This window comes from Halosimplex litoreum (assembly GCF_016065055.1).
Taxonomy (GTDB): domain Archaea; phylum Halobacteriota; class Halobacteria; order Halobacteriales; family Haloarculaceae; genus Halosimplex; species Halosimplex litoreum.
Window position 1 is genome coordinate 2,602,841 of record NZ_CP065856.1, and the last position, 25,739, is coordinate 2,628,579.

The window sequence follows — 25,739 nt, forward strand, 5'->3', positions numbered from 1 at the left end:
GGGACCGGTACGGAGGTGAGTCCGGTGTCGGAACAGACCACTACCGACGCTGAACCGTCGACGGCGGTCGCGGATCTGGCCCGTCGGATGATCCGGCGCCCGGGGTCGGTCTACCGCGTGCTGTTCTACGTCGCGACCGGCTTCTTCCTGCTCGTGTCGCTGTTTCCCCTCTACTGGCTGCTGGTGCTTTCGCTCACCCCTCTGGGCGCACTCGCCGGTGGCCCCGCGCTCGTCCCGACAGACCTCGAACCGGGGGCGTACCTGCGTCTCTTCGACTCGTTCCCGTTTCACCTGTACGTCTTCAACAGCGTCCTCATCGCGGCGCTGACGACGGTCGTCGTCCTGCTGGTCGGGAGTATCGGCGGGTACGTCTTCGGCCGTTACGAGTTCCCCGGGCGGACGCCCCTGATGCTGGGCGTACTCGTCGTCTCGTATTTCCCGCCGGCGACGTTCGTGATCCCCCTCTTCCAGCTGTTCACGGCGAACGTCCCGCTGCCCGGGCTGGGCACGGACTACCCGCAACTGTACAACACGCCGGGGGCGGTCGTGTTGCCGCTGTCGGCGCTGCTCATGCCGCTCGCGATCTTCGTCCTCGCGACGTTTTTCGAGCAGATCCCGGACGGACTCGAGGATGCGGCCCGCATCGAGGGCTCGACTCGTCTCGGCGCGCTCTATCGCGTCGTCGCGCCGCTGTCGGCGCCCGGCCTCGCGACCGCCGGGGTCCTGACGTTCGTCGTCGTCTACAACGAGTTCTTCTTCTCCTATCTCGTGCTGCGCAGCGAGCCCCAGGAGTGGGGCGTGCTGCTCCACGGGATGTTTCGGGCGGGCGGAGTCAGCGGCATGGCCGCGGCGAGTATCGTCGGGATCGTGCCGATGGCCGCGCTGGTCGCGCTCGCACAGGACAGGATCGTCAGTGGCCTCACCCGGGGCGCGCTCAAAGAGTAGCGGTCGCACGCCCTGGCGTCGTCCGGGTCGTTCAGTAGCGCGCGTTCTCGGGGAGGTCGACCACGACACGTTCGCCGGCCCTGGCGGACTCGTACGCGGCCTCGATGACGGCGGTCACCCTGATCGCGTCGGTCGGCGTCGCGGGCGGGTCCTCGCCGGTCTCGACACAGTCCATGAACGCTTCAGCCTTGTTACGCTCGGCGTTGCGGTCGAGCAGTGGCGCGTGCTCGGTGCCTTCGGCGTCGATAGTCGTGAGCGACCGCCCGCCCCAGCCTCGCCCTTCGACGTAGGCGGCGCCGTCCTCGTCCCAGACGTGGTGGGCTTCGCGAACCGCCGGCGCGTCGCCGAACACCGAGATGTCGGCCGTCGCACCCGATTCGAACTCGACGTGGACGTTCGCGCGCTCGTCGACGCCCTCGTCCCAGTAGGTCATGTCGGCGGTGACGGTGACGGGGTTGAGGCCGGTGACCCACAGGAGCGCGTCGACGACGTGGCGACCGGTGTCGACGAGGAAACCACCGCCGCTGAGGTCGGTGTTCGTCCGCCAGGACCCACCGAAGGACTCGAACCACGGCTGGGTGATCTCCGCAGTGACCCAGTCGATCTCGGGTCCGTCGGCGCCGTAGCGCTCCCGAGCACGACGGAACGCGCTGTCCTGGTGGCGCTGGAACCCGACCATGAGGACGAGGTCCGCCTCGGCCGCGCGGTCACGCAGTTCGACCGCCTGTTCGACCTCGAGGACGAGCGGCTTCTCGCAGAGGACGTGCAGGCCGCGGTCGAGCGCGCTGCTCACCTGTTCGTAGTGGAGCTCGTGGGGCGTCGTGATGACGACGCCGTCCAGTGCCTCTTCGTCGAGCATCGCCTCGTAATCGGCGTACCGTGACGCGTCCGGGACGGCCAGGGCGTCCCCACCCTCGTCTCTCGCCGCGTCGCTGACGTCCGTGATCGCCGTCACACTGGCGTCCGGTCGTGCCATGAACTGTCCGCCGATGGCTCGACCCAGCAGGCCGACACCGACGATTCCGATACTCAATACCTGTGACTCCTCTGTCGCGGGCATACTCGGTAATCGATCGACGGTGACAAAAAGCTACGGGTCCGCTGTCGGCGAGCGCCGGGGCTCCGCCGGTCCGGTGGCGGACGGCGTCGCCGCGGTCAGCGATCGAGCGCTCGGAGCCACACCGCCATCTCGCCCGGTTCGCGGTTGTCCCAAGCGAAATACGGCACGAGGTCGAGCGAGGCGTCCTCGATGTCGGTCTCCTCGACTGGTCGGTAGAGGTCGTCCGCCCACCCTTCCAGCGACGGGACGGCGGCCTCCGTCTCGACGGTGGTCACGCCGCCCAGCAGGTCCTCGCGATGCTCGCTCTCGACGTCGGCGTCCGCCGGGAGGGCGTACTGGTGGAGGGGGCGGTCGGTATCGACCGCTTCGGCGCAGTAGACGAGTGGCCCCCGTTCGACGGCGACCCGGCCCGCATCGCTCTCGACAGCGGGGTGTGCGGCCGTGAGTCGCGTCTGCTGTTCGAACACCAGTTCGATCGTCTCGCCGTTCCACTCGCGGTCGAGCCGGGCGTAGCCGGACCCGTCGGTCGAGACGGCCTCGCCGTCGACGGTGACCGTCGCGTCGACACACCACTCGGGGATCCGGAGGTTGAGCGGGACGGCCCCGTCGGCGTCGACGGTGACCTCGACGCGTCCCTCCCAGGGGAGTGAACTGGTCTGTTCGACCGTCACGTCGATCTCGTCGACGGTCGTCTCGAGCGTGCTGCCGACGTACTGGCTGACGTAGAGTTCGCCCTCGCGTTTCGCGTAGCAGTACTGGCCGAGCGAGGCGAACAGGCGCGCAGCGTTGGGCGGGCAACACGCGCAGGTGAACCACCCTTTCCGGTGGTGGTCCCCGGAACTGGCCAGGGGGTTCACGTAGAAGAAGCGCTCGCCGTCCAGTCCGACGCCCGCGAGGAAGCCGTTGTACAGCGTCCGCTCGATCAAGGCGGCGTACTTCGCTTCGCCAGTGTGTTCGAACAGGCGCTGATTCCAGAAGATACTCCCGATCGCGGCACAGGTCTCGGCGTAGGCCGTCTCGTTGGGAAGGTCGTAGTCCTCGGTAAAGCCCTCGTGGTCGTGTTCCGGCCCGATACCGCCCGTGACGTACGTGCGCTTCGTGGTCATGTTCTCCCAGAGGCGCTGTACGGCCTGCCACAGCTCCTCGTCGCCAGTCTCCGCGACGATATCCGTCACCGCGGCGTAGAGGTACGTCGCTCGCACGGAGTGGCCCTCGACGGCGTCCTGTTCGCGGACCGGCGCGTGCGCCTGGGCGTAACTCCCGTCGTAGCCGCCGTCCTCGAGGAAGAGGTTGTGGCCCGCGTCCATGATCTGGTCGCCCCGGCCCTGCTCTACGTCGCTGTAGGCGTGGCCGGCGATCTCGTCGAGATGGGCCGTCTCCCAGGCCAGTCTGTCCTCGTGGCCACGCAGGTCCACGAAGTACTGTGCGAGGTCGAGATAGCGTCGTTCGCCGGTGACGCGGTACAGTTTGACCAGTGCGAGTTCGATCTCCTCGTGGCCCGGCACGCCGTCTAGCTCGTCGCCGAAGACGTCGTCGACGTGGTCGGCGAAAGCCCGTCCGACGTCGAGCAGGGACGTCTCGCCGGTCGCCTCGTAGTGTGCGACCGCTGCCTCGATCAAGTGCCCGCCGCAGTAGAGCTCGTGCAGTAGGTGGAGGTTCGTCCACTTCCCGTCGGGCTCGACGAGCTGTAAGTACGTGTCGATGTAGCCGGAGTCCTCCTGTGCGGCGGCGACGAGGTCGATCACCTCGTCGACTCGTTCGCGCAGGTCCGGGTCGTCGTCTTTGGCGAGTTCGTAACTCGCGGCTTCGAGCCACTTGTAGGCGTCACTGTCCTGGAACCACATCCCGCTGAACCCCCCGGTTTCGCCCGCGGCGGCCCGGCGGAAGTTCTCCAGCGCACCGGACGACTCGAGTCGCTCGTACTGGTACTCGATAGTCACGTCGCGGTTGGTCTCCACCCACCCAGACCAGAACTCGTCGTCGATCTCGACCTCAGTCACGCCTACCGAATACGCAGGTGTCGTCATGGTACACCCTCACATCGGTTCGGAGGTGCAAAACGCTAGTGGAAGGGGTGGCCGGGACCGGGGAAATCTATTTACTCCGATCTGCACAATCGAGAGTGTGTCACAACACGACATGGCATACACGCGGCTGTCGGGAACGGGACTCGAGATATCGCGACTCTGTCTGGGCTGTTGGAACTTCGGGACCGAGGAGCCGTGGATGGTCGGCGACGAGGAGGCGGCCCACGAGATCATCGACCGCGCCATCGACTCGGGAATCAACGTTCTCGACACCGCGAACGTCTACTCTCACGGCGAGAGCGAGCGGATCGTCGGGAATGCCATCCAGGGGCGCCGTGAGGAACTCGTAGTCACTTCGAAGGTGTTCGGACGGATGCGCGAGGGCCCCAACGGCAGGGGGCTCTCACGCAAGCACGTCCTCGAACAGGTCGATCGAACGCTCGAGCGCCTCGGGACCGACTATCTGGACCTGTACCAGATCCATCGCTGGGACGAACACACGCCCATCGAGGAGACACTCTCGGCGCTCACCCACCTCGTCGACGAGGGCAAAGTCAGGTACGTCGGCGCGAGTACGATGGCCGCCTGGCAGTTCACGAAGGCACTCTACGAGGCCGACCGGCAGCGATACGAACGCTTCGACTCGATGCAACTGGAGTATAGCCTCGTCGACCGTCACGAAGAGCAGAATCTCCTGCCCGTCTGTACCGACCAGAACGTCGGTACGCTGGCGTGGTCTCCCCTGGCTGGCGGGTTCCTCACGGGTCGCTACGACCGTGACGACGACCCCGACGACGGGAGCAGGGCCGCCGAGGACCCGTACATGCAACAGCGCTTCACCGACGAGAACTGGGCCGTGCTCGACGTCGTCCGCGACCTCGCCGAGGTCAAAGACGCGACGATGGCCCAGGTCAGCCTCGCGTGGCTCCTCCACAAGGACTCGGTCGACGCGCCGATCGTCGGGCCCACGACCGTCGAGGAACTCGACGACAGCGTCGCGGCGCTCGACGTCTCCCTCTCCGATCGGGAGATCGAACGACTCGAAGCACCGAAATCACCGAGCTGGTCCGAACGGAAGGTCCCGTGGTGAGCGGTGCCGACTCGTCAGCGAGTTCCGGTCGACGATCCTCCCGGCACTAACAGATAAAGAAACGTACAGTTGTATAAAATAGTACGAAAGTCATCATTTCGGCCGGGGGATCTCGTCGGGCTCCCGCGCTCGAGGGAGTCGGTCGATCGGCCACCCGACGTCGACGTCGCCCGCCGAGTCACTCACCGGTATCGACCGTCCGGCCGTCGTCGTTCCGACGGTTCTCGCCCCGTCTGCGATCTGACCGGAGAGCCGCTGGATATTCGAGACGACCGACGGGGAGCGTGTTTAGCTGAAAGAACCGATCCGTCTCTAGTGTCAGAAGATGCCGCGAGAATGTGGGGTCGTATCCCCGAGCCTCGAGATGCGGTTCTGTCGCGTCTCGCTGGGGCTGTCGGCAACGGTGCGCGAACGCGGCGATGGGCAGCCGATCGATGTAGCTGGCGCGGATCGGACAGACGGCGGCCGATACTGCACGGAACGAACGAATTACCGTTCGAAGCCGTGAAGACGACGCACCTCCAGAGATCGCGATCACAACACTTTCACTACATACCTCGTTAGATGATGTATGCGCCTGGTTCCGAGGTCGGCCGACGGTCGGTCGAACGAGTCGAGACGGACCGACCGGTCCTGCTGCCGACGACGGCCGTGATCGGTGGTCACCGCGGGTCCGTGTCCTCGTCGTCTGGTTCGGGTTCGGTGCGAGCACTTCGTTGGGTCGGTGCCCCAGTCCAACCGACGCTCGTCCAGAGGGCCGTCGAAAGTCCCGAACGTCGACTGTCGGGAGCGTGAGCGGACGGCGACGCTACACGTCCTCACCGCTGCATGTACAGCGAGTACATGATGATCGCCAGCCCGACCGCCAGGAAGATGCTGTTGACGAGGATCCCGGTCTCGAACGGGACGGCGAAAAACTGGTTCGCGGCTCCGGAGACGAGCGCTCCGAGCGTGATCACGCCGAACCCGGCGCCGAGCGCCCGCAGTGACGGGTCGCCCGCCCGCCGGTAGGCGCGATAGGCGACGATCGTGATGGCGCCGCCCAACAGCAAGATCACCGACTTGACGACGGCGATGGCGAGTTCGGTCTCGTTCATAGTTCGTCCCCCATCGCGGACCAGATGTCCGCGAGCCGTTCGTCTGCGCCCCGGGACGGCCGGTTGACGGCGACGGAGAAGGTGTCGTCGTCCTCGATCGCGATCAGCACGGTCTCGAAATCGCGTTCGTAGGTCGTCGTGCGGCCGCCTTCCGGATTGATAGTGTCGCGCTCCCGGAGGAGGGCTGCCGAACCGAGACGGTCGAGCTTGCGGTACAGTGTCGATTTCGGGATGTCACAGGCGTCGATGAGTTCGGTCGCGGTCATGGGTTCGGCGGTCTCCCGGAGGATCGCCCGGCAGTCGGGGTCGTTCAGTGCTTCGAGTACGGCCGTCAGCGGGGTCTCGTCCGGCGCCGGCGCTGACTCCTCCGCCATTACTCGCGATTGGAGACGCGGTTGGATATGCTATCCGGTCGTATACGAGTTCGGTTCGCGGGCGCGTCGAGCGCCGTCGGCGACCACTGGACGGGGGCTCCGGTCGTGTGGTGGCCGTCGGCCGCGTCGTCGACGATCACCCGTCGTGGTCGGCGTACACGTCGAGCAACTCCTGGTAGCGGTCGCGGATCGTCACCCTGCTCACGTCCGCGACGTCGCTCACGGCCGCCTGCGTGAGCGATTCGTTCGTCAGTGTCGCCGCGGCGTAGACGGCGGCGGCCGCCAGCCCGGACGGGCTCTTGCCGCTGTGTCGGTTGGCTCGTTTCGCGACCGCGAGCAGTTCGGTGGCTCGCCGTTCGGCCTCGTCGCTGAGGTCGAGGGCGGACGCGAACTGCGGGACGTACTGGGCCGGGTCCTCCGGCTCGATAGCGAGTCCGAGTTCGGCCTTGAGATAGCGGTACGCTCGCTCGATACGCCGCTGGGAGACGCGGCTCACGTCGGCGAACTCGGTCACCCGCCGGGGCGCGCCGTGCTGGCGGACGGACGCGTACAGCGCCGCCGTCGCCATCCCTTCGATCGAGCGCCCGGGGAGCAGTTCGTCTTCGACGGCTCGCCGATAGAGGACGCCGGCGGTTTCGCTGACCGACTCGGCGAGGTTGAGCGCCGAAGCCATGCGGTCGATCTCGCCGAACGCCTGTTTGAGGTTGCGCTCCTGGGCGTCTTTCGTCCGGAACCGCTCGTTCCAGGTGCGCAACCGCTCCATCCGCGTCCGTTGTCGCTGCGAGAGGGGCGACCCGTAAGCGTCCTTGTTTTGCCAGCCGATGTTCGTGCTGAGCCCCTTGTCGTGCATGAGCTCGGTCATCGGGGCGCCGACCCGGCTCTTTTTCTCTCGGTCGTCGCCGCCGAAGTCGCGCCACTCGGGACCGCGGTCGATCTCGTCGGTCTCGACGACGAGTCCACACGCGTCACAGGTCGTCTCGCCGCTGGCCTCGTCGTGTGTGACCTGCCCGTCGCACTCCGGACACGACGCTTCGGCGGTCGACTCGTCGCGCGCCTCAGAGCGGCGCGTTCGTTCGGGGTCGGACTCGAATCTCGTCCGTGTCATTGTGGGGGACTCCAGGAACGGGACTGCGATCTGTGTTCCCAGGTACCACCACTATCGGGGGGTTACAAGATGAGGATGCGGCGGCGTCCCAGCGGTTGGGACACCACCCGACTATTATGGTTCTCGGGCGCCGAATATTCCGGGTTGGCGAGCGCTGCGGAGCGAACCGAACCGTTTTGCCCCGTCGTCCCACAGCAAGGACATGGATCTCGCCGTCGTCGATCTCTCTCCCGTCCCCGACTCGGGCACGGCGACCGAGGCGTACGCGAACACCGTCGAGGCCGCACAGCAGGCCGAACGTCTGGGCTACACACGGTTCTGGGTGGCCGAACACCACGGTCGCGCCGAGACGCTCGCGGGCACGACGCCCGAGGTGCTCCTGGGCCACCTGGCGGCCGAGACCGACGCGATCCGACTGGGTTCGGGTGCGGTCCTGCTCAACCACTACAGCCCGCTCAAGGTCGCCGAGCAGTTCGGCGCGCTGGACGCGCTCGCACCGGGGCGGATCGACGCCGGCCTGGGCCGCGCGAACGGGTCGCCCGCGGTCGACCGGGCGCTGGGGACCGAGCGCCACGTCGAAGACCCCGACGGCGACCACGCAGAGAAAGTCGAGTCGGTGGTCTCGCACCTCTACGACGAGTTCCCGGACGACCACCCCTCCGGCGATATCGAGATCCCGGCCTCGGCCGAGGGGCCGGCGGTCCCGTGGGTGCTGGGGTCGAGCCCGTCGAGCGCGGAGATCGCGGCCGAACTCGGGCTGCCCTACTGCTTCGCGGCGTTCATCCGTCCGCAGTTCGCCGTCCACGCCTTCGAGACCTACCGCGAGGCGTTCGAACCGTCGGAACTGGCCGGCGGGGTCGACGAACCGCGGGGGATGGTCGCCGTCAACGCGCTCTGCGCCGAGACCGACGGGGAAGCCGCTCGGCTCCGGGCGGTCACCGAGGCGGTCTTCCGGCGAATGGCCCGCGGCGAGGTCGGGACCCCACCGACCGTCGAGGAGGCGATCGACGAACTCGGTGGGGTGCCGGAGCCGACACCGGAGCGGCTCGACGCCGACGAGTGGCCGCGGGCGATCTCGGGAAGTCCCGAGACGCTGTCTGGGCTGCTCGACCAGCTGGCCGACCGCGTGGAGGTCGACGAAGTGATGATCCAGCAGTCCGCGCCGACCCACGAGGACGCGCTGCGATCCCACGAGCTGCTGGCCGAGGGTGTCGGACTCTCGGGCCGGTGACAGGGTCGAAATCGGTCGTGTCCGGTTACACCGATGCCGCCTGAACTACATGTGCCTCCGAGCCCGATATCGAGGTGATGACCGCTGCCAGTGAGACGGACGAACCCACCGTCCCCGCGACGGCCCGGCTGGGTCGGACGGCGCTGACCGTCGCCGACCTCGACGAGACGGTCGCGTTCTACCGCGACGTCGTCGGGCTCGCCGTCCAGGCCCGGAGCGAACGAGCGGCGACGCTCGGTGCCGGGGGGTCACCGGTGCTCGAACTGCTGGCCGACGCGGACGCGCCGCCCAGGGACCGGACACAGGCGGGGTTGTTCCACACCGCCGTTCGGGTCCCCGACCGGGCGGCGCTGGGCGCCGCGCTCGAACGGATCCGCGACCGCGGGACGCTCGACGGGGCTTCCGACCACTACGTCAGCGAGGCGCTGTACTGCACCGACCCCGAGGGCAACGGGGTAGAGATCTACACGGACCGACCGCGCGAGGCGTGGCCTCGGGCCGACGACGGGACGGTCGAGATCGGCACGGCTCCGCTGGACCTGAACGCCCTCGCCGCAGAGTCGGACGGCGCCGCCGAGGCGTCCCCCGAGACGGATCCGGGTCACGTCCACCTCGAAGTCACCTCCCTCGACCGGACGCGGGCGTTCTACGCCGATCGCCTGGGGCTGGGCGTCCAGACGGAGACGCGGGGCGCCTCCTTTCTCGCGGCCGGCGGCTACCACCACCACGTCGGGGTCAACGTCTGGAACGGCCGGACCGACCCGGCCGGTGGCCGCGGTCTGGCGTGGTTCGAGTTCCTGCTGCCCGACGCCGAGGCGGTCGCAACCGCGCGCCGCCGACTCTCGGAGGCCGACGCTCCGGTGACCGACCGCGAACCGGGCTTCGAGGTGCGTGACCCGGACGGGATCGCCGTCCGGTTTCGAGCCCGGACGCCGCGGGAGCCATAGAGCGCTCGCGCGGCCGAGCGTCCGGACAAGGCTTATAACTGACTAACCGGTTAGTAACTGTATGGACAGATCGGTTTCACAGAAGCGGCCGTGGCTCGCCGCGGTGCTCGGGGTACTCGCGACGGGGCTCGGGCACGTCTACCTCCGACGAGTACGTCGGGCGGTCGGGTGGCTGGTCGCGTTGCTGGGCGTGAGTTTCCTGTTCGTCGACGGAGCGGCGCTGAGGGCGCTGGTCAGCGGCGACCCGGTCGACCCGCTCGCGGTCGCGCCCGTGGTCTTCGTCGGCGCCCTGAGCGTGATCGACGCCTATCTCGTCGCCCGAGCGCACAACGCCGTCGCCCGGATCACCGCCACGCCGGACGGGCAGGTCACGCACTGTCCGAACTGCGGTCGGGAACTCGACCCGAGCATCGACTTCTGTCAGTGGTGTACGACCGACCTCTCGGGCGTGGAGGTCGGATCGGCCGACGTGGCGGACGAGTCGGACCACTGAGCGGCCCCGTCAGGTCAGTGTGGCGTCGACGTACTCCTCGGCGGTCAGTCGGGCGGTTTCGAGCGCCCCGGGCTCGTCGAGGACGACGGCCCGCGTCCGGGCACCGTCGACGATCGTCATCAGGCCCCGCGTCACGTGGTCGGCGTCGACGTCGTCGAACTCGCCCTCGTCGATCCCGTGGTTTATGACCGCCTTGATCATGTAGCGGATGTACTCGTCGTTCCCGCGGAAGCGCTCGCGGAAGTCGGGCTTGTACGGCGCCTGCGAGCGCATCTCGAGCATCGCGACCGACAGGTCGCGGTGCTCCTCGGCGGCGAAGATCAGCTCGTCGAGGAGCAGATCGAGGCGCTGGTGGGGGTCGGTCGTCTCCACGTTCCGTATCGTGTCGACGAACCGTTCGAGCAGGTAGTCGAGGAACGCGACGAGCAGCTCGTCTTTCGTGTCGTAGTGGTAGTGGATCGCGGCGGTCGACTTCCCGTACTCCGCGGCGATCCGCTTGATCGTGAGGTCGGCGTACCCGTGCTCCCGGAGCGCCCGATAGGTCGCCCGCATGATATCCGCTTCCGGCTCCGAGAAGCTCCCCTCCGTTGGATCGGCCATCGGCTATGCGTTCCGGGCTCGTCGGGTTAACAGTTGTGACCGCTCCATCAGATCCTCGCCAGAGATACCGACCGGTCAGCCCGAATCGGCGTGAGATGCGTCGATAAACCTCGACGACGCGGCGCTCTCGAGTCCAAACGCTTTTGACTAACTAGTTAGTAAGTCGCGTATCGACCGATGGACGACGACGCAGCGACGGAGATCCTGGCGGCGACGCATCGAGCGCTCTGCGACCGGGGCTACGCCGACGTGACGCTAGCGGACATCGCCGCGGAGGCCGACCGGAGCAAGGGGTTGATCCACTACTACTACGACGACAAGGAGACGCTGTTCGCGGCGTTTCTGGACTACCTCTACGACCGCTACACCGAACGGATCGAGTCGGTCGCGGGGGAGACGCCGCGCGACCGCCTCGTCGGGCTCTTCGAGACGGTCCTCGCCGACCGGAAGGGGTCCGCCGGCGAGCAGTTGCGGACGGCGATGCTGGCGGTGAACGCGCAGGCGCCCTGCGACGACGCGATCCGGGCGCGGCTGGAACGGTTCGACGAGTACCTCCTCGACCGAGTGGCGGCGATCGTCGCCGACGGCGTCGCGACCGGCGAGTTCGCCGACGACGTCGACCCGACCGTCGCGGCCGAGTTCCTCGTGACGGCCGTCGCCGGCGCGCACGCGCGGCGGGCGGCCGTCGACCGCTCGCCCGACCGGATCGTCGAGACGATGACGCGCTACGCCGAGCGCCACCTGGTCGCCGACGGACCCGCGGAGGTGTCCGGCTGATGGGCCTGCGCAGTCGGCTCGACGCGCTGTTCAAGGGGCCCGAGGACTTCGACCTCACGTCGGGCGGGATCGGCAAACCGCTCTTCTTCCTCGCGATGCCGATCGTCGTCACGAACCTCTTCCAGACGGCCTACAACCTGGCGGACACGTTCTGGCTCGGCCAGTACAGCACGGACGCGCTGGCGGCGATCAGCTTCGCGTTCCCGATGGTCTTTCTGCTCATCTCGTTCGGGACCGGCATCTCCGTCGCCGGGAGCGTCCTCGTCGCGCAGTTCACCGGCGCCGGTGAGCCCCGCGAGGCCGAGTACGCCGCCTCCCAGACGGTCACGTTCGCGGCGATCGTCTCGCTGGTCCTGGGCGTGGTCGGCTACTTCGTCGTCGGCGAGTTCCTCTCGCTGATGGGCGCCTCGGCGGACGTGTTGCCGCTGGCATCGAGCTACATGGAAGTCATCTCGCTGGGTCTGCTCTTCATGTTCGGCTTCTTCGTCTTCATCGCACTCATGCGCGGCTACGGCGACACGATCACGCCGATGCTCGTGATGTTCGGGTCGGTCGTCCTCAACATCGTCCTCGACCCGTTCCTCATCTTCGGGTGGACGGTCGTCGAGTCGGCGCCGCTGGTCGGGACGGTGGCGTTCCCCGAACTCGGCATCCAGGGCGCGGCCGTCGCGACGGTGTTCTCCCGCGGGCTCGCGCTGGTCGTCGGGCTGGCGATCATGTTCCGGGGCGAGCGGGGCGTCCAGATCCACCTCGGCGACATGGTCCCGGATCTCTCGTATCTCCGCCGGCTGGTCGCGATCGGCCTGCCGGCGTCGGTCGAGGGGATGGGCCGGGCGCTGTCGATGAACCTCCTGTTGTTCGTCGTCGCCACGTTCTCCGACCCCGTCGTCTCCGCCTACGGTATCGGGACGCGCGTCTTCTCGGTCATCGTCCTGCCGGCCATCGCCGTCGCCCGCGGCGTCGAGACGATGACCGGCCAGAACGTGGGGGCGGACAAACCCGAGCGGGCTCAGGCGGCCGCCGACCTCGCGGCCAAGGTGCTGTTCGGCGTCCTCACCGCGGCGGGTGTCGTCGTCTTCCTCGCGCCCGAGCCCATCGTCTCGGTGTTCGTCGGCGCCGACCAGGCGAACGCCGACCGGGTCGTCGAGGTCGGCGCGCAGTTCCTCCGCTACGTCGCGCTCACCTTCGGGTTCATCGGCATCACCCGTGCTTACACCGGGAGCTTCCGCGGCGCCGGCAAGACCCTGACCGCCGCGGCCATCTCCGTCCTGATGCTCGGCGTCGTCCGGTTCCCGATCGCCTGGTTCGCCGCCGCCCCGCTCGGCGAGGCGGGGATCTGGCTCTCGTTCGCCGTCTCGAACGTCGTCGGCGCCGTCGTCGCCGTCCTGTGGTACCGCCGCGGCACCTGGAAAGGCGCCGAACTGACCGAACAGAGCGTCGACGTCGAGCCGACGGCCGTCGAGAGCTCGGCGGGCGACGACTGATCCGTGGCGTGCCGCCTCGCTCGGGCGACCGGTCGCCGCCCGGCGGTTCCAACAGCTATACAAACGCAGCCGGAAAACAGACGCGCCATGAGTTCCGGATCGGCCTCGTCGGCCCCGCTCGGCGCCGCTGCGCGGTGGATGTCCGAACGGGACCGGCTCCCGCTGTCGTTCCGCGCCGTCGCCCGTTTTTACGCCCGGACGGGCGAACTCGACCTCACGGCGCTGCGGATCAAGTCGTGGGTCGACGACACCCTCGAAGCGTTTCTCGACGACGCGTACGGTGCTATCGAGGCCGAACTCGAGGCCGAGCTCGGCTACGAGGATATCGACTTTCGCTACGAGACGAAGCTGACGCTGCCCGTCGAGCTGACGCTGGGCTATCTCTACCGGCGCGCGCTCGACGACTGCGACGGCTACAACCCCGTCACCGGGGAACCGACGCGATCCCGGGGCGGGGCCGTCCGGTCGCTCGTCGACGGCACCGATCCGGGGCGGCGCGAGCGCCTGCGTCGCGAGGCGAGCGAGCAGGTCGAGTTCGTCGGTCGCGTCGAGCGGGTCGCGCGCCTCTGTACGGAGGCGCTGCTCGACGGCGACATGCGCGACGCCATCAACGACGCGGAGTTCGAGGACTTCGAGACCGAGCCGCCGCTGTCCGACGACGAACGCGAGCGGGTCGCCCGGATCGCCCAGTCCACCCTGCGCGAACGCGTCGACGCGCAGATGGGACGGTTCCCCGACGCGGTCCGCGAGGCCTACGAGTCCGCCGTCGCCGAATCCAACACCCACCAGGCCGACGACGAGCACTTCCGCACGCTGATGGCGCGAGCGCTCGGCGAGGGCGGCGACGGGAGCGGGGACGGATCGAGTTCGGTCGCCGAGACGCCCGCCGACGCCGTCGAGCGCATCGAGGCGGAGTACAAGTTCGCCGAGTTCGATGGAGAGGCGGGGTCGCTGACGGCCGAGGAGCAGGGCTGGCCCTACTGCAAGACACAGTACGAGCGGGTGGGCGTCATCTACGAGGGGATGATCGAGATGTTCCGCGCGGCCGATATCGCCATCGAGCCGGCGTTCGAACACGCGGTCGTCCTGGCGATCGTCGGGGCGCAGGTCTGGCTCGACGACGTGGACGACTTCGCGGCCGACCGCGCCGAGACCCAGTTGACGCCGGTCACCGCCGAGTACATCGTCGCCGACGACGACCAGAAGGCCTACGACCGTGTCGTCGAGGTCTCGGAGACGTACCTCGACCGGGCGATCGAATACGCCGTCGACTCCGAGTCCATCCTGACCGGCATCGCCGCCGAGTACATCTACCTCTCGGGCGACCCCAGCGTGCTCCCCGGGAGTTCGGGACGCGACGACTAGCCCGGCGACCCGTTTTCGCCGCAGTCACCGCGACACGGAGAGCGTCGAGAGACTCAGGTGGCGCAGTCGTCGCGGGTCCGCGTCGGCATCGGAGAGGGCGGCCGCGACGCGAGCGCAGTAGTCGTCGAGCGGGTCGCCGTCCGCTCCGTGTTCGCCGGCCGAGAGCGCCGCTTCGAAGCGATCGGCGGTGTCGGCGTCGACGGCCGAGAGGAGCGAGCGCGTGCGCTCGGCGGACGGTTCCGATTCGCCGACGGCGGCCGGGAGCACGCCGAAACAGAGCGCGAGCGCGACCAGCAGCGACCCCTCTGCGGCGGCCTCCGGGTCGTCGACGGCCGGGGTCGTCCGGAGGTAGCGGGCCGCGGCCGTCCTCGCTGGGTCGATCTCGGCGTCGAACCACGACCGGATCTCCTCGCCCGAGGGCGCGACGCCGAGCGCCTCGACCGCGCGGGCGCAGGTCTCGACCTCCTCGTCGGCCACGTCGTGGAAGCAGTCGCCGACGACGACCGTATCGGCGCCCGCGTCGAGCATCGCCACCGCCCTTTCGCGGTCGTCGATCCCGCCGCCGTACCAGACGCGGGCGCCGTTGACCGAGTCGGCGACCGCCCGGAGCACGTCGGCGGCCTCGTCGCCGCCGTAGGTGCCCGAGTACTCGACGTAGACGACCTCGCTGTCGAGGTGGCGGTCGGCGACCATCGCCCGCTCTCGGGCGACCGCAGGCGAGAGCACGTCCGACTCGCCGACGCCGCTGCGGCGAGCCGCCGCGCTGTCGGGGTTCTGAACGACGTACGCCTCGAAGACGGCCGCCTCCAGCAGCCACGAGGTCGCGACGTCGGCGAGTGAGTCACCGACCAGCCGGTAGAGCGGGCCGGGCAGTTTCTCCCGGAGGAGCGCGGGTACCATCTCGTCGTGGAGGTAGGCCAGCCCCTCGCCGAGCGTGCCGACGAGCGCCTCGGTCTCGCCGTTCAGGACCTCGGGGAGCGCGAGGAACGCGGCCAGCTCTCGGGTCTCCTCGGTGACGTGACGGGCCTCGCTGGGCTCGTGGAAGGCGGGGACCGGTGCGCGCGCCAGCAGTCGAAACGTCTCTTCGGTGTTCGCCGCGGTGACGTCACTGGACCCACCCACGGAGACGGCGTCGGTGTGGCCGAGATACAGGGGGTAGGCGACCGGGAGCAGTTTCGCCGTCTCCGGGTCGACCTTCGTGACGTGGCGCCAGTCGGCGGGGACCGGGTTGGCGTCGAGCGAGCCGAGCGTCTCCGCGCCGATCCCGACCGCGGCGACGCACTGCCCGAGAGTGCGGCCGAGCGACGAACCGAGCGACATACCGACCGAGAGGTGGCTGTCGCAGGTTAAACTCCCGGTTTCGGGGGCGGGCTCGGTGAGCGGTCCCCGGTCCGCGTGGTCGACGGCCGACGAGCGCGGTCGGTACGTGGGGTCGGACTGGGTGGTCGGGCCTCCCGGATCGACCTCAGTCCACCGGCAGCACGTCCACGTCGGCGTCGGGAGCGTTGCGCTTGACGCTGTCGATACCGCGTTTGGCACCCTGCTTGGAGCTGTATCCCTCGCCGCTGTCGGCGATGATGTTCCCGTTGCTCGCGACGAGTCGCCACCGCCACTCGTCTGCACTGTCGCGATACACTTCGAAGGTTCCGGTGTTCGCCATACGGTCACAGGACACACTCGTGACCGTGTTAAATCCCTCGGGGACGCGCGAACGGTCCAAGCGTGGTCGTCGGGGGCGGAAGCGCTCGACCGGCGACTGCGGGTTGTCGCGGGCCGATCGGGACACCACGTATCAGCGAAACCGTCTCAGTTCGGTCTGTCCGCACACACGGACACAGGAGCCGTCCACTCGGTTCGGGGGCCTCTCCGAACCGGTCCACAGCCTACCTTCGTCGTTTCGCGGCGGGCCTCGCCCGAGCCCACCGGTTTCACACAGACCAGCCGCGGGCTCGCAGAGAGCGGCCGAGACGACGGAGAGGGTCAGACGCACGTCGTGTCGCTCGACACACGATAGAACCAAGTGCACCGCCTGCCTGCGTGGGAGATAGACGCTACGAATGGAGATCTCCGATCAGCTTCGCTGTCTGTTTTCCGCGCAGGTCGAGGAACGGGACGGGTCCTACGTCGTCGAGGTCCCGAAACGAGAGGTTCGAACGGGGTCGCTCGCCGCCGGCGACACGTATCGCGTGGCGCTGGTCCCTTCGCCCGCGAACACGAGCGGCGGCGGATCGGACGGTGAGGACGCCTCGCGCGCCGAACGTCGAGACCGTGCGAACGGGGATCGGTCGAACGGCGACCGTTCGGGGCGGTCGCCGCCGGTCGACGAAGGCGAGGAGCGCACCGTCGAGATCGAGGACATCGGCGAACAGGGTGACGGGATCACCCGCGTCGAGCGCGGGTTCGTCGTCATCGTCCCCGACACCGACCAGGGCGAGCGCGTCACCGTCGAGATCACGGACGTTCGCGAGAACGTCGCCTTCGCCGAAGTCGTCGAACGCCGCAGTTACTACGAGTGAGCGGGGCGAACGGTTAACAGGCGTCGACGCGCAGGTCGGGGTACGTGACTCAGATCACCGACTACGAACTGTTCGAGGTCCCGCCGCGGTGGCTGTTCCTGCGGGTGGAGACGAGCGACGGGACGGTCGGCTGGGGCGAGCCCGTCGTCGAGGGGCGAGCGAAGACCGTCCGGACGGCCGTCGAGGAACTGTTCGAGACTTACCTGCTCGGCGAGGACCCAGGCCGTATCGAGGACCACTGGCAACGGATGTACCGCGGCGGCTTCTACCGTGGCGGGCCCGTCCTCATGTCGGCGATCGCCGGCGTCGACCAGGCGCTGTGGGACATCAGGGGCAAGCAACTGGGCGTCCCGGTCTACGACCTGCTCGGCGGACCGGTGCGTGACCGCGTTCGAGTCTACCAGTGGGTCGGCGGCGACCGTCCGGCGGACGTGGCCGAGCAGGCAGCCGAGAAGGTCGACGCCGGGTTCACCGCGCTGAAGATGAACGCCACGTCGGAGCTGCGCCGGGTCGACACGCCCGCGGCGGTCGACGCCGCGGCCGACCGACTCGGCGCGGTCCGCGAGGCCGTCGGCGACGAGGTGGACGTCGGCGTCGACTTCCACGGTCGCGTCGCCAAGTCGATGGCCAAACGGCTGGCCGCCGCGCTCGAACCGCACGATCCGTTCTTCGTCGAGGAGCCGGTGCTTCCGGAGCACAACGACGCGCTCCCGCGGATCGCCGAACACACGACGACGCCCATCGCCACCGGCGAGCGGATGTACTCCCGCTGGGATTTCAAGGAAGTCTTCGAGCAGGGAACCGTCGACGTGGTCCAGCCCGACTTGTCCCACGCCGGTGGCATCACCGAGTGCAAGAAGATCGCCGACATGGCCGAGGCCTACGACGTGGCGCTGGCGCCCCACTGTCCGCTGGGGCCGATCGCCCTGGCCTCGTGCATTCAGGTCGACGCCAGCGCACCCAACGCCCTCATTCAGGAGCAGAGCCTCGACATCCACTACAACGAGACCAGCGACGTACTGGAGTATCTCGCCGACCCGTCGGTGTTCGAGTACGACGACGGCTACGTCCCGCTTCCCGACGGGCCGGGACTGGGTGTCGAGATCGACGAGGCGTACGTCCGCGAGCAAGCCGGGGGCGACGTGGACTGGCACAGCCCCGTGTGGCGCCACGACGACGGCGGCGTCGCCGAGTGGTGACCGGGCGTCGAAGGTCGTCTGCGGTTCGGCCGGTCGCTGCCGCCGCTCGGCGCGTTCGACGGGTGCGAAAGCGCGAGCGGGAGGCGGCTGCGGGCGAGACGAACGGTCCCGGGCACGAGACGGTTCGGAAAGGGTGGAATCCCTACGCTCCCCCGAGCGTCGGAATTGGTGGGTGTGGACGGGGTGGGTCGCGGGTGAGGCACATCCGTGGTCGGATGGGGCTCGCGGTCACACGAGCCGTTCCGTAGTTTGGCCCGGAGACGGAAGTCCACAGGGCCTCAGCAATTAGGTACCGTCGGGGCGTCACCGGACGGTCGGCCGATAGAGGCGCCAGAGGGCGTCTCGAGTCCGACGACGGATCGAGGCGAGCGCCGGGCCGACGGCCACAGTTAACCGCCGCCGCCCCGTTCGTTCGACCGACATGCGCGCAGTTCGCTTGCACGACCACGGCGGCCCCGAGGCCCTCGGGGTCGAGGACATCGACCGTCCGACCCCCGCGTCGGACGAACTGCTCGTCGAAGTGGCGGCGGCCGGCGTCAACCCCGTCGACACCTACTTCCGCGAGGGGTCGTACGAGCCCGTCGGCCTCCCGTTCACGCCGGGGGTCGACGTCGCCGGCGTCGTCGCCGCGACCGGCGACGGCGTCGCGGGGTTCGCCGAGGGCGACCGGGTGTTCGGCACCGGGGTCGGCAACGCCGGCCACCAGGGCGCCTACGCCGAGTACGCGACCGTCCCCATCGACCGCGTCGTCGCCCTGCCCGAAGGCGTGGACCTGACCGAGGCCGGCGCCGCGGGCGTCGCGGCGGTCACCGCCTGGCGCGCGCTGGTCGACCACGCCGCCCTCGACCCCGCCGAACACTGCCTCGTCCACGGCGGGTCGGGCGGCGTCGGCCACGCGGCCGTCCAGATCGCCGACGCCGTCAGCGCTCGTGCGATCACGACCGCCAGCGAGAGCTATCACGACGCGCTCGCCGACCTGGGCGCCGACACGGTACTGAACTACGGCCGCGACGACCTCGCCGACGCGGTCCTCGAAGCGTCCGACGGCGGCGTCGACGCGGTGCTCGATCACCGACTCGACGACTATTTGCAGTTCGACGCCGACGTGGCCGCCCAGGGCGCCCGCGTCGTCGGTATCGGCGAGAACAGTCCCGACCCGGGGTTCACGAACGACGGCGCCGCCCGCTCGAAGGACGTGTCCTACCAGTTCATGTCGATGTTCAACATGCCCGACCTGCGCGCGGGCCTGGCCGGCGTCGCCGACCTGATGGAACGCGACCGGCTGTCGATCGAGTGCGCCCGCAGCTACGATCTGGCGGAGGCCGGCGAGGCACAGCGTGCGGTCGTCGAGGACAGCTTTTTCGGCAAACTCGTCGTCGAGCCCTGACGCCGCGAGCGGGTCGGGCTCCTGGCTCCGCCGGCGGAGCGTCGGGCGAGCCGGAGCGGCCCCGCAGACCGGTTCGTCAGCGGTGGCGGTCCGTCGGGATCCCCGCGGCGATCCGGCGGCGACGCGACGGGCACTGGACTCACTCACCGGTCGGCAGCTGTCCAGCCCGGGCGAGGACGAACATCCCGACGGCGACGAGCGCGACCACGACCGCGTAGGCGCGGAAGACGCCGTCGTAGGGGATCCCGAACTGGTAGAACGTCCCGACGGCGACCCCGCCGGGAGCCTGCATGAGCATCATGACGGCGCTGTAGCCCGAGTAGGCGCTGGCGCGGTTCTCGTCGGGAAACGAGTCCAGCAGATAGGCGTCGGCGACCGGAAACAGACCGTGGACGATCAGGCTCATGACGATAGAGACGGCGGCGACCGCGACCCACGAGGAGACGAGCGTGAGCGCGAACAGGGTGACGACGAACCCGCCGAGGACGGCGAGCAGGACGGAGAGGTAGTCGAAGCGGTCGGCCAACCGGCCGGCGACGACGAACGACGGGACGCCGGCGGCGAAGGTGATAGTCAGGAGGGTGTTGGCCGGACCGGCCGCGAACCCTTTGGCGCCGAGATACGTGACGTAGAAGTTGAACACGCCCTGCCAGACGAACCCGGTGACGCCGACGAAGACGACGCCCGCGGCGACCAGTCGCCACTGGGCGCGGATCGCTCCCAGCAGGTCGCGGTCGTCGACGCCGGCGTCGGGCAGGTCGGCCCGCCGGACCGCGAGGACGAACAGGAGGGTGACGACGACGGCGAGGACGGCCAGCGCGCGGAAGGAGAGGCGCCACGACCCGCGGGCGATGGCGACCGAGACGAGGAACGGGGCGGCGACGGCGGCGATCTGCGAGGACATGCCGCGCAGACCGACCGCCAGGCCGACTCGCTCGGGGTAGAGTTCGCTGACGAGGGGGTTGGCGGCGATGAAGAACACGCCGGAGGCGAGGCCGACGAACAGCGCGCCGACGACGGTGACGCGAATCGACGGCGAGAACGCGGTGAACGCGGCCGCCGCGGCGAGACCGAGGCCCATTCCGGTGAGGACGCGGTGGCGCGAGACGAGCGTGAGGAGGTACCCCGTCGGCAGTCGCGGGAGTGCGCTGCCGACCCAGACGGCGGTGGCGGCCAGCCCCGCCGTGGCGGGGCTGACGCCCGTGCGGATGAAGTAGTCGACCAGCGGCGCGAAGGCGATCCGCCCGAAGTTCACCAGGAAGGAGAAGGCGCAGATGGAGACGAACACGCCGGCCCGGCCGCGGGGCTTGGCGGCGGTCGTCGCGCCCGAGGCCTCGCTCGTGGTCACGGTCTCCGGTCGCAGCCGCGGTCGGTTTAAGCCCGCGCTCGCGGCCAAAGGTTCCCGTTTGCGGTGCGGTGACGAACGGCTCGGGGTCCGACGAGCTGGTCGCGCTAGCGGAACAGCAGCGTCGGTGGCCGGGCGACGTCGTCGATCGAAGCGCCGTCGTCGATGCCGGGCAGACGAACTCGCGCGACGGTGCCGCCGCCGTTTGCCGGCTCGACCTGGAAGGAGCCGCCGTATCGCGTGACGACCCAGTTGACCAGCCACAGCCCCAGCCCGGAGCCGTGTTCGAGCGCCGTCTCCCGGCCGTGCTCGACGACCGCCGACTCCATCGGGTCGATCCCCGGGCCGTCGTCGACGACGGAGACGACGACCCAGTCGCCGTCGTCGACGGCGGTCACTTCGACGGCCGGATCGGGCCCTTCGACCCCGTGTTCGAGCGCGTTCTCGACGAGTTCCGACAGCGCCCGCCGGAGTTCGGTGCCGGCGCAGATCCCTCTCTCGGTCTCGACGCTCGTCTCGACGCTCGCTCGCCGGGGTCGACCGCCGTCGGCGTCGCGGGCCACGTCGACCGCGCTGGCGACCAATTCGGCCACGTCGAGACGTTCGTGGACGGGGTCGTGCCGTGCGAACTCCTCCAGGTCACGGGCTTTGTCGCTCAGCGCTACCAGATTCTCGGCGCTCGTCTCGATGCGCGCCCCGAGGTCGGCCGGCTCGTCTTCGTCCGTCCGAAGCATCTCGCCGAACGCCATGAACGGGCTGACGTCGTTCGCGAGGTTGTGCCTCAGCACCCGATTGAGCAGCGCACGGAGTCGCTCGGCACGCTTGCGCTCGGTCACGTCGTTCTGGAAGCCCAGGTAGTGGGTCACCTCTCCGGCGTCGTTCTCGATGGGGCTGAGCTGGACGCGATTCCAGAACGGGCTCCCGTCGGCCCGGTAGTTCACGATCTCCGTCGAGACCGATTCGCCCGCCTCGATCCCAGCTTTGAGCGTCGCGACCGCGTCGGGGTCGGTCGCCTCGCCCTGGAGGAACCGGCAGTTCCGACCGAGCATCTCCGCGGGGTCGTGGCCCGTCACGCGACCGAACCCCTCGTTGACGTAGACGAGCGGGCGACCGGAGTCGGTGTTGTCCGCGAGCGAGATGCCGATCTCGGCCTCGTCCATCGCACGATTTTTGATCCGTAGTTCCCGCTCGCGCTCCTTTCGGGCGGACACGTCACGACCGACGCCCTGGACGCCGACGACTTCGTCGCCGTCGCGGATCGGCGTCGCGTTCACTTCGAGCGCGACGGAGTTCCCCTCGGCGTCCAGAAACGTGAGTCCCAGCCCTTCGACGGCCTCGCCGTCGAGGACCGACGAGAGTCCTTCCGTGGCGTCGTCGACGGAGGACTCGCGGACGTGATCCACGACCGGTCGGTCGACCAGCGCCTCGGGGTCGTACCCGAGGACGCGCTCGACCGCGGCCGAGACGTACGTGAACCGCGTGTCCCGGTCCACGCGAAAGAGGATGTCGAAACTGTTCTCGGCGATCCCTTCGAAGCGCCGCTTCTCGCGAGCCAGCCGGTCTGCACGCTCGTGCAGTTCCCGCTCGTGGTCGCGCCGTTCGATGGCCTGCCCGACCAGCTTGGCGAGCAACTCGACGAACAGCTGTTCGGCCTCGGAAAACGGCGCGTCGCGCTCCAGGTCGTCGGCGAAACACACCGTCCCGTAGACCTCGTCGTCGAGTTCGACGCGCACGCCGATGTACGTTCCGAGTTCGAAAGTTCGGAGCGCCTGGTCGGAGACGAGCGGCGACGACCCGGCGTGCTGGACGGCCAGTGACTCCTCGACCTCGACGGTCCGCTTGCAGTAGGCCCGGTCGATCGGGCAGGTCTCGCCCGGCTGGATCAGGTCGTGGTCACCGACCGACTGGACGATCTCCTGACGACCGTCCGCGACGCGAGTCAGGAACCCGAGGTCGAGCGAGAGGTAGTCCGTGCCCAGCGAGAGCGCGTCGGCGACCTGTGAGTCCAGGCCCTCGGCACTGGCGAACACCTCGTAGAGCGACTCCCGATATCCGCTCGCGTTCATTCGATTCCGCTAGGGACAACGCCGACTTATCCCCTTTGACGCGAGTCTCACAGCTGGATCTGGGGCGGTCGTCTGACGATTCGGGGGCGACGACGGCGAATCGGGGCTATCAGCCTCTCACCGCAGACAGCGCGTCCGGAGGCTGCGGACCCGTCCGAGGCAGTCGGCGACGGCGGCCAGTGCAGGGCAGTGCCGCTCGCGGTCGCCGTAGAGGAACGAGACCAGGCTCACCCCGTCGACGCCGGAGAGCGGGACCGAGGGGCGCCCGTGGACGAGTCGCTGGCGCTCGTCGGCCAGGTCGGCGCAGGTCGTCTCGACGTCGGCCAGTCGGTCGTCGAGGCGGCGCAGTCGCTCGGAGTCGGCGCCGTCGAGTTCGGCGGCGACGTCGTCGAGTCGCCGTTCGCAGGCCGCGAGGTCGTCGCGGACGGTCGTCAGCGAGTCGCGCTCGCGTTCGAGGGCGCGACCGAACCGCGAGCGCTCGTCGACGGCCCGGTCGGCGGCGGCGGCGAGTGCGCGGTACAGCGGCGGCGTCAGCCGCGTCCCGTCGACGACCTGAGCGGCCACGTCGGCGCCGCACTCGGCGGCGAGGTTCGCCCGGAGCGTGTCGTCGTACTCGGCTTCGAAGTGCGGGACCGACATCACGGTCTCGCGGTAGGCCGTCCGGACGGTTCCGAGCCCGGTCCCGGTGGGTGGTTCCGAGCGCACCCCGGCGAGCGTCGGGGCGGACCCGACGACCGTCGGTTCCGTGCCGGCGCTCGCGTTCCCGTCGCTCGTCGCGGGCGTCCACGGCTCGACCTTCGAGAGACGGGCGCGAAAGCGGTCGAACGCCCCCCGCTCGTCGGCGATGTACTCGATCTCTCGGTCTACGGTCCCGACGGCGTCGACGACTCGGTCGTGTGGTGTCTCCGTCATGTGTCCCGGGCGTGATGAGATCTGTCAGCCAGCCCGTGTAACCGGTTGCTATGTGGGGCACGTAGCGTTCCCGAGGGCTACGTAGTGGCGCTGCCGACGGGGCGAGGGCTCGATCTATCCGGCTCACTACCGACGTTTCCTTCAGCGAAGCTTTATTCGCGCGGTCCGTCGATCCACCTACATGACCCGCCCCGACGTGGTCGCCGTCTGCGGCAGTCGCCGCGAGGGCAGTTACACCCGCCGGGCCCTCCGGATCGCGCTCGACGCGGCTGCCGAGTCCGGCGCCGACACCGAGTTGCTCGACCTGCGGACGCTCGACCTGCCGCCGTTCGACCCCGACGCCGACGAGGGCGAGGCCGTCGTCGCGTTCAAGCGCCGCGTCCGTGCGGCCGACGCCGTGATCCTCGGCTCGCCCGTCTACCACGGCTCGTACTCGGCGACGCTGAAGGACGCGCTGGACTACTGCGGCAAAGAGGAGTTCGCCGACGCGACCGTGGGCCTGCTCGCGACCGCCGGCGGCGGCAGCTACGCGAGTACGTTCGACCACCTCCGTACCGTGGTCCGGTCGGTCCACGGCTGGACCGTCCCGACGCAGGTCGGCATCCGCGGCGCCCACGACAAGTTCGACGGCGACCGAGTCGTAGAGCCGGGCCTCGAAGACCGCATCCGGCGACTCGGCCGCGAGGTGGCCGCCAACGCCGACGTGGAACCGGCCGCCCGCCGCCAACGGGGCGTCGCGGCCGCCGCCGACTGCGACGACTGAGTCCGCCGAGCGGCGACTGCGCTCGGCCGCTCTATATGAGATCCAGCGTGCGCAGCGTGCGTTCGAGTTGCACTTCCTCCTCCTCGCTCATCCGCTGGAGCGGCCGCCGCATCGGGCCGGGGTCGAACTCGACCTCGGGGTGCAAGTCGAGCGCGGACTTGACGCCGCCGAGGTAGGGTCCCTGGTCGATGGCCTTCCACACGTCGAACACGCGGCTCTGGAGTTCGCGGGTGCGGGTCTCGTCGCCGTCGACGTAGGACTCGTACAGCTCGACGGCCATCTCCGGGAAGACGTTCGAGACGGCGCTCACCAGGCCGGTACAGCCGATCTCCAGCTCCGCGAAGAGCAGCGAGTCCAGCCCGGCGAGGTAGGTCAGTTCGGGGTGGCGGTCGATGGCCTGGCCGAGCCACGCTACGTCGCCGCTGGAGTCTTTGACCCCGACGATCCCGTCGATGGCCGCCAGCCGGTCGAGGGTGTCCAGATCGAGCTTGTTGCCCATCCGGGCGGGGAAGTGGTAGATGTACACCGGGATGTCGACGGCGGCGGTGACCTCCTCGTAGTGTTCGACGATGGCGTCGTTGTCGATCGGGTAGTAGTAGGGGATACCGACGACGACGGCGTCGGCGCCTGCATCCTCGGCGTCGACGGAATAGGAGACGGTGTTTCGGGTGCTGGGCGCGCTGACGCCGGCGATCACGGGCACCTCCGCGCCCACCTCGCCGACGACCGCCTCGATGACCGCCGCGCGCTCGTCGGGCTTGAGCATCGGGAACTCCCCGTTGGTCCCCAGCGGGAAGACGCCGTGGGCGCCCCGGTCGACCACGAACCGCGCGTGGGCCGCCGTCGCGTCGAGCGCCAACTCCTCTTCGTCGGTGAAGGCGGTGATCGTCGGCGGGATCACCCCGTGTATCGATACGTCGTGCGTCGGGCCAGTGTTCGCCATCTGTCGATCACTG

At 69.0% G+C, this 25,739-nt stretch carries 24 protein-coding genes; 12 read left to right on the forward strand and 12 right to left on the reverse strand.

Annotated elements, in window-relative coordinates; all coding sequences use genetic code 11:
* Nucleotides 1-15: 15 nt before the first annotated feature.
* The gene (locus I7X12_RS12795; RefSeq protein ID WP_394355609.1) at nt 16-945 is read left to right on the forward strand and encodes a carbohydrate ABC transporter permease; all 930 of its coding nucleotides are present in this window, start codon (nt 16-18) and stop codon (nt 943-945) included.
* Nucleotides 946-976: 31 nt separating this feature from the next.
* Here I7X12_RS12795 and I7X12_RS12800 read toward each other — a convergent pair whose 3' ends face one another.
* Both I7X12_RS12800 and I7X12_RS12805 read right to left on the reverse strand, forming a co-directional pair.
* Nucleotides 977-2,005: a Gfo/Idh/MocA family protein gene (locus tag I7X12_RS12800; RefSeq protein WP_198060461.1), complete on the reverse strand. Its 1,029-nt coding sequence runs from the start codon at nt 2,003-2,005 to the stop codon at nt 977-979.
* Nucleotides 2,006-2,100: 95 nt separating this feature from the next.
* Nucleotides 2,101-4,032: a glycoside hydrolase family 127 protein gene (locus I7X12_RS12805; RefSeq protein ID WP_198060462.1), complete on the reverse strand. Its 1,932-nt coding sequence runs from the start codon at nt 4,030-4,032 to the stop codon at nt 2,101-2,103.
* A 112-nt stretch (nt 4,033-4,144) separates the two neighbouring features.
* On the opposite strand from I7X12_RS12805, the gene I7X12_RS12810 reads away from it, so the two are divergent.
* Nucleotides 4,145-5,122, forward strand: a complete 978-nt coding sequence (locus I7X12_RS12810) for an aldo/keto reductase (protein WP_394355630.1) — start codon at nt 4,145-4,147, stop codon at nt 5,120-5,122.
* An 818-nt stretch (nt 5,123-5,940) separates the two neighbouring features.
* On the opposite strand, the gene I7X12_RS12815 is transcribed toward I7X12_RS12810, so the two are convergent.
* The 3 genes from I7X12_RS12815 to I7X12_RS12825 all read right to left on the reverse strand — a co-directional run bounded on the left by I7X12_RS12815 (nt 5,941) and on the right by I7X12_RS12825 (nt 7,698).
* Nucleotides 5,941-6,219 (reverse strand): DUF7521 family protein, encoded by a 279-nt coding sequence (locus I7X12_RS12815; protein ID WP_198060464.1) that lies wholly within the window; start codon nt 6,217-6,219, stop codon nt 5,941-5,943.
* Nucleotides 6,216-6,593, reverse strand: coding sequence for a winged helix-turn-helix domain-containing protein (locus tag I7X12_RS12820; RefSeq protein WP_198060465.1), 378 nt, complete (start codon nt 6,591-6,593; stop codon nt 6,216-6,218). Before I7X12_RS12820 ends, I7X12_RS12815 begins: the two co-directional genes overlap by 4 nt.
* A 136-nt stretch (nt 6,594-6,729) precedes the next feature.
* Nucleotides 6,730-7,698: a transcription initiation factor IIB gene (locus I7X12_RS12825; protein ID WP_198060466.1), complete on the reverse strand. Its 969-nt coding sequence runs from the start codon at nt 7,696-7,698 to the stop codon at nt 6,730-6,732.
* A 202-nt stretch (nt 7,699-7,900) separates the two neighbouring features.
* Between I7X12_RS12825 and I7X12_RS12830 the strand changes: the two genes are divergently transcribed.
* The 3 genes from I7X12_RS12830 to I7X12_RS12840 all read left to right on the forward strand — a co-directional run bounded on the left by I7X12_RS12830 (nt 7,901) and on the right by I7X12_RS12840 (nt 10,369).
* A complete protein-coding gene (locus I7X12_RS12830; protein ID WP_198060467.1) occupies nt 7,901-8,929 on the forward strand; it encodes an LLM class flavin-dependent oxidoreductase in 1,029 nt (342 codons plus the stop codon).
* Nucleotides 8,930-9,006: 77 nt separating this feature from the next.
* Nucleotides 9,007-9,876, forward strand: a complete 870-nt coding sequence (locus I7X12_RS12835) for a VOC family protein (RefSeq protein WP_198060468.1) — start codon at nt 9,007-9,009, stop codon at nt 9,874-9,876.
* A 61-nt stretch (nt 9,877-9,937) separates the two neighbouring features.
* Complete coding sequence (locus I7X12_RS12840) at nt 9,938-10,369, forward strand: zinc ribbon domain-containing protein (protein ID WP_198060469.1); 432 nt, start codon at nt 9,938-9,940, stop codon at nt 10,367-10,369.
* Between the two features lie 9 nt (nt 10,370-10,378).
* Here I7X12_RS12840 and I7X12_RS12845 read toward each other — a convergent pair whose 3' ends face one another.
* A complete protein-coding gene (locus I7X12_RS12845; protein ID WP_198060470.1) occupies nt 10,379-10,969 on the reverse strand; it encodes a TetR/AcrR family transcriptional regulator in 591 nt (196 codons plus the stop codon).
* Nucleotides 10,970-11,146: 177 nt separating this feature from the next.
* On the opposite strand from I7X12_RS12845, the gene I7X12_RS12850 reads away from it, so the two are divergent.
* The 3 genes from I7X12_RS12850 (at nt 11,147) to I7X12_RS12860 (ending at nt 14,595) form a co-directional block, all read left to right on the forward strand.
* Nucleotides 11,147-11,746, forward strand: a complete 600-nt coding sequence (locus tag I7X12_RS12850; RefSeq protein WP_198060471.1) for a TetR/AcrR family transcriptional regulator — start codon at nt 11,147-11,149, stop codon at nt 11,744-11,746.
* Entirely contained in the window at nt 11,746-13,230 is a 1,485-nt protein-coding gene (locus I7X12_RS12855) for an MATE family efflux transporter (RefSeq protein ID WP_198060472.1), read from the forward strand. The genes I7X12_RS12850 and I7X12_RS12855 overlap by 1 nt, the downstream gene beginning before the upstream one ends.
* Nucleotides 13,231-13,317: 87 nt before the next feature.
* Nucleotides 13,318-14,595, forward strand: a complete 1,278-nt coding sequence (locus I7X12_RS12860; RefSeq protein WP_232342836.1) for a hypothetical protein — start codon at nt 13,318-13,320, stop codon at nt 14,593-14,595.
* 24 nt (nt 14,596-14,619) lie between these two features.
* On the opposite strand, the gene I7X12_RS12865 is transcribed toward I7X12_RS12860, so the two are convergent.
* Both I7X12_RS12865 and I7X12_RS12870 read right to left on the reverse strand, forming a co-directional pair.
* The gene (locus I7X12_RS12865; RefSeq protein ID WP_198060473.1) at nt 14,620-15,915 is read right to left on the reverse strand and encodes a heptaprenylglyceryl phosphate synthase; all 1,296 of its coding nucleotides are present in this window, start codon (nt 15,913-15,915) and stop codon (nt 14,620-14,622) included.
* Nucleotides 15,916-16,060: 145 nt separating this feature from the next.
* Nucleotides 16,061-16,255, reverse strand: a complete 195-nt coding sequence (locus I7X12_RS12870) for an HVO_2922 family protein (RefSeq protein WP_198060474.1) — start codon at nt 16,253-16,255, stop codon at nt 16,061-16,063.
* 397 nt (nt 16,256-16,652) lie between these two features.
* Between I7X12_RS12870 and I7X12_RS12875 the strand changes: the two genes are divergently transcribed.
* The 3 genes from I7X12_RS12875 to I7X12_RS12885 all read left to right on the forward strand — a co-directional run bounded on the left by I7X12_RS12875 (nt 16,653) and on the right by I7X12_RS12885 (nt 19,697).
* A complete protein-coding gene (locus tag I7X12_RS12875; protein WP_198060475.1) occupies nt 16,653-17,111 on the forward strand; it encodes a TRAM domain-containing protein in 459 nt (152 codons plus the stop codon).
* A 44-nt stretch (nt 17,112-17,155) separates the two neighbouring features.
* Nucleotides 17,156-18,310 (forward strand): galactonate dehydratase, encoded by a 1,155-nt coding sequence (gene dgoD / locus I7X12_RS12880; protein ID WP_198060476.1) that lies wholly within the window; start codon nt 17,156-17,158, stop codon nt 18,308-18,310.
* A gap of 421 nt (nt 18,311-18,731) precedes the next feature.
* Nucleotides 18,732-19,697, forward strand: a complete 966-nt coding sequence (locus I7X12_RS12885) for an NADPH:quinone reductase (protein WP_198060477.1) — start codon at nt 18,732-18,734, stop codon at nt 19,695-19,697.
* Between the two features lie 139 nt (nt 19,698-19,836).
* On the opposite strand, the gene I7X12_RS12890 is transcribed toward I7X12_RS12885, so the two are convergent.
* The 3 genes from I7X12_RS12890 to I7X12_RS12900 all read right to left on the reverse strand — a co-directional run bounded on the left by I7X12_RS12890 (nt 19,837) and on the right by I7X12_RS12900 (nt 24,020).
* Complete coding sequence (locus I7X12_RS12890) at nt 19,837-21,045, reverse strand: MFS transporter (RefSeq protein WP_198060478.1); 1,209 nt, start codon at nt 21,043-21,045, stop codon at nt 19,837-19,839.
* Nucleotides 21,046-21,149: 104 nt separating this feature from the next.
* The gene (locus tag I7X12_RS12895; RefSeq protein WP_198060479.1) at nt 21,150-23,108 is read right to left on the reverse strand and encodes a PAS domain S-box protein; all 1,959 of its coding nucleotides are present in this window, start codon (nt 23,106-23,108) and stop codon (nt 21,150-21,152) included.
* Nucleotides 23,109-23,225: 117 nt separating this feature from the next.
* Nucleotides 23,226-24,020, reverse strand: a complete 795-nt coding sequence (locus I7X12_RS12900) for a DUF7260 family protein (RefSeq protein WP_198060480.1) — start codon at nt 24,018-24,020, stop codon at nt 23,226-23,228.
* Between the two features lie 181 nt (nt 24,021-24,201).
* Between I7X12_RS12900 and I7X12_RS12905 the strand changes: the two genes are divergently transcribed.
* Complete coding sequence (locus I7X12_RS12905) at nt 24,202-24,783, forward strand: NADPH-dependent FMN reductase (protein WP_198060481.1); 582 nt, start codon at nt 24,202-24,204, stop codon at nt 24,781-24,783.
* Between the two features lie 31 nt (nt 24,784-24,814).
* On the opposite strand, the gene I7X12_RS12910 is transcribed toward I7X12_RS12905, so the two are convergent.
* Nucleotides 24,815-25,726 carry a dihydrodipicolinate synthase family protein gene (locus I7X12_RS12910; protein WP_198060482.1) on the reverse strand — a complete coding sequence of 304 codons (912 nt, stop codon included), beginning with the start codon at nt 25,724-25,726 and terminating at the stop codon, nt 24,815-24,817.
* Nucleotides 25,727-25,739: the final 13 nt, after the last annotated feature.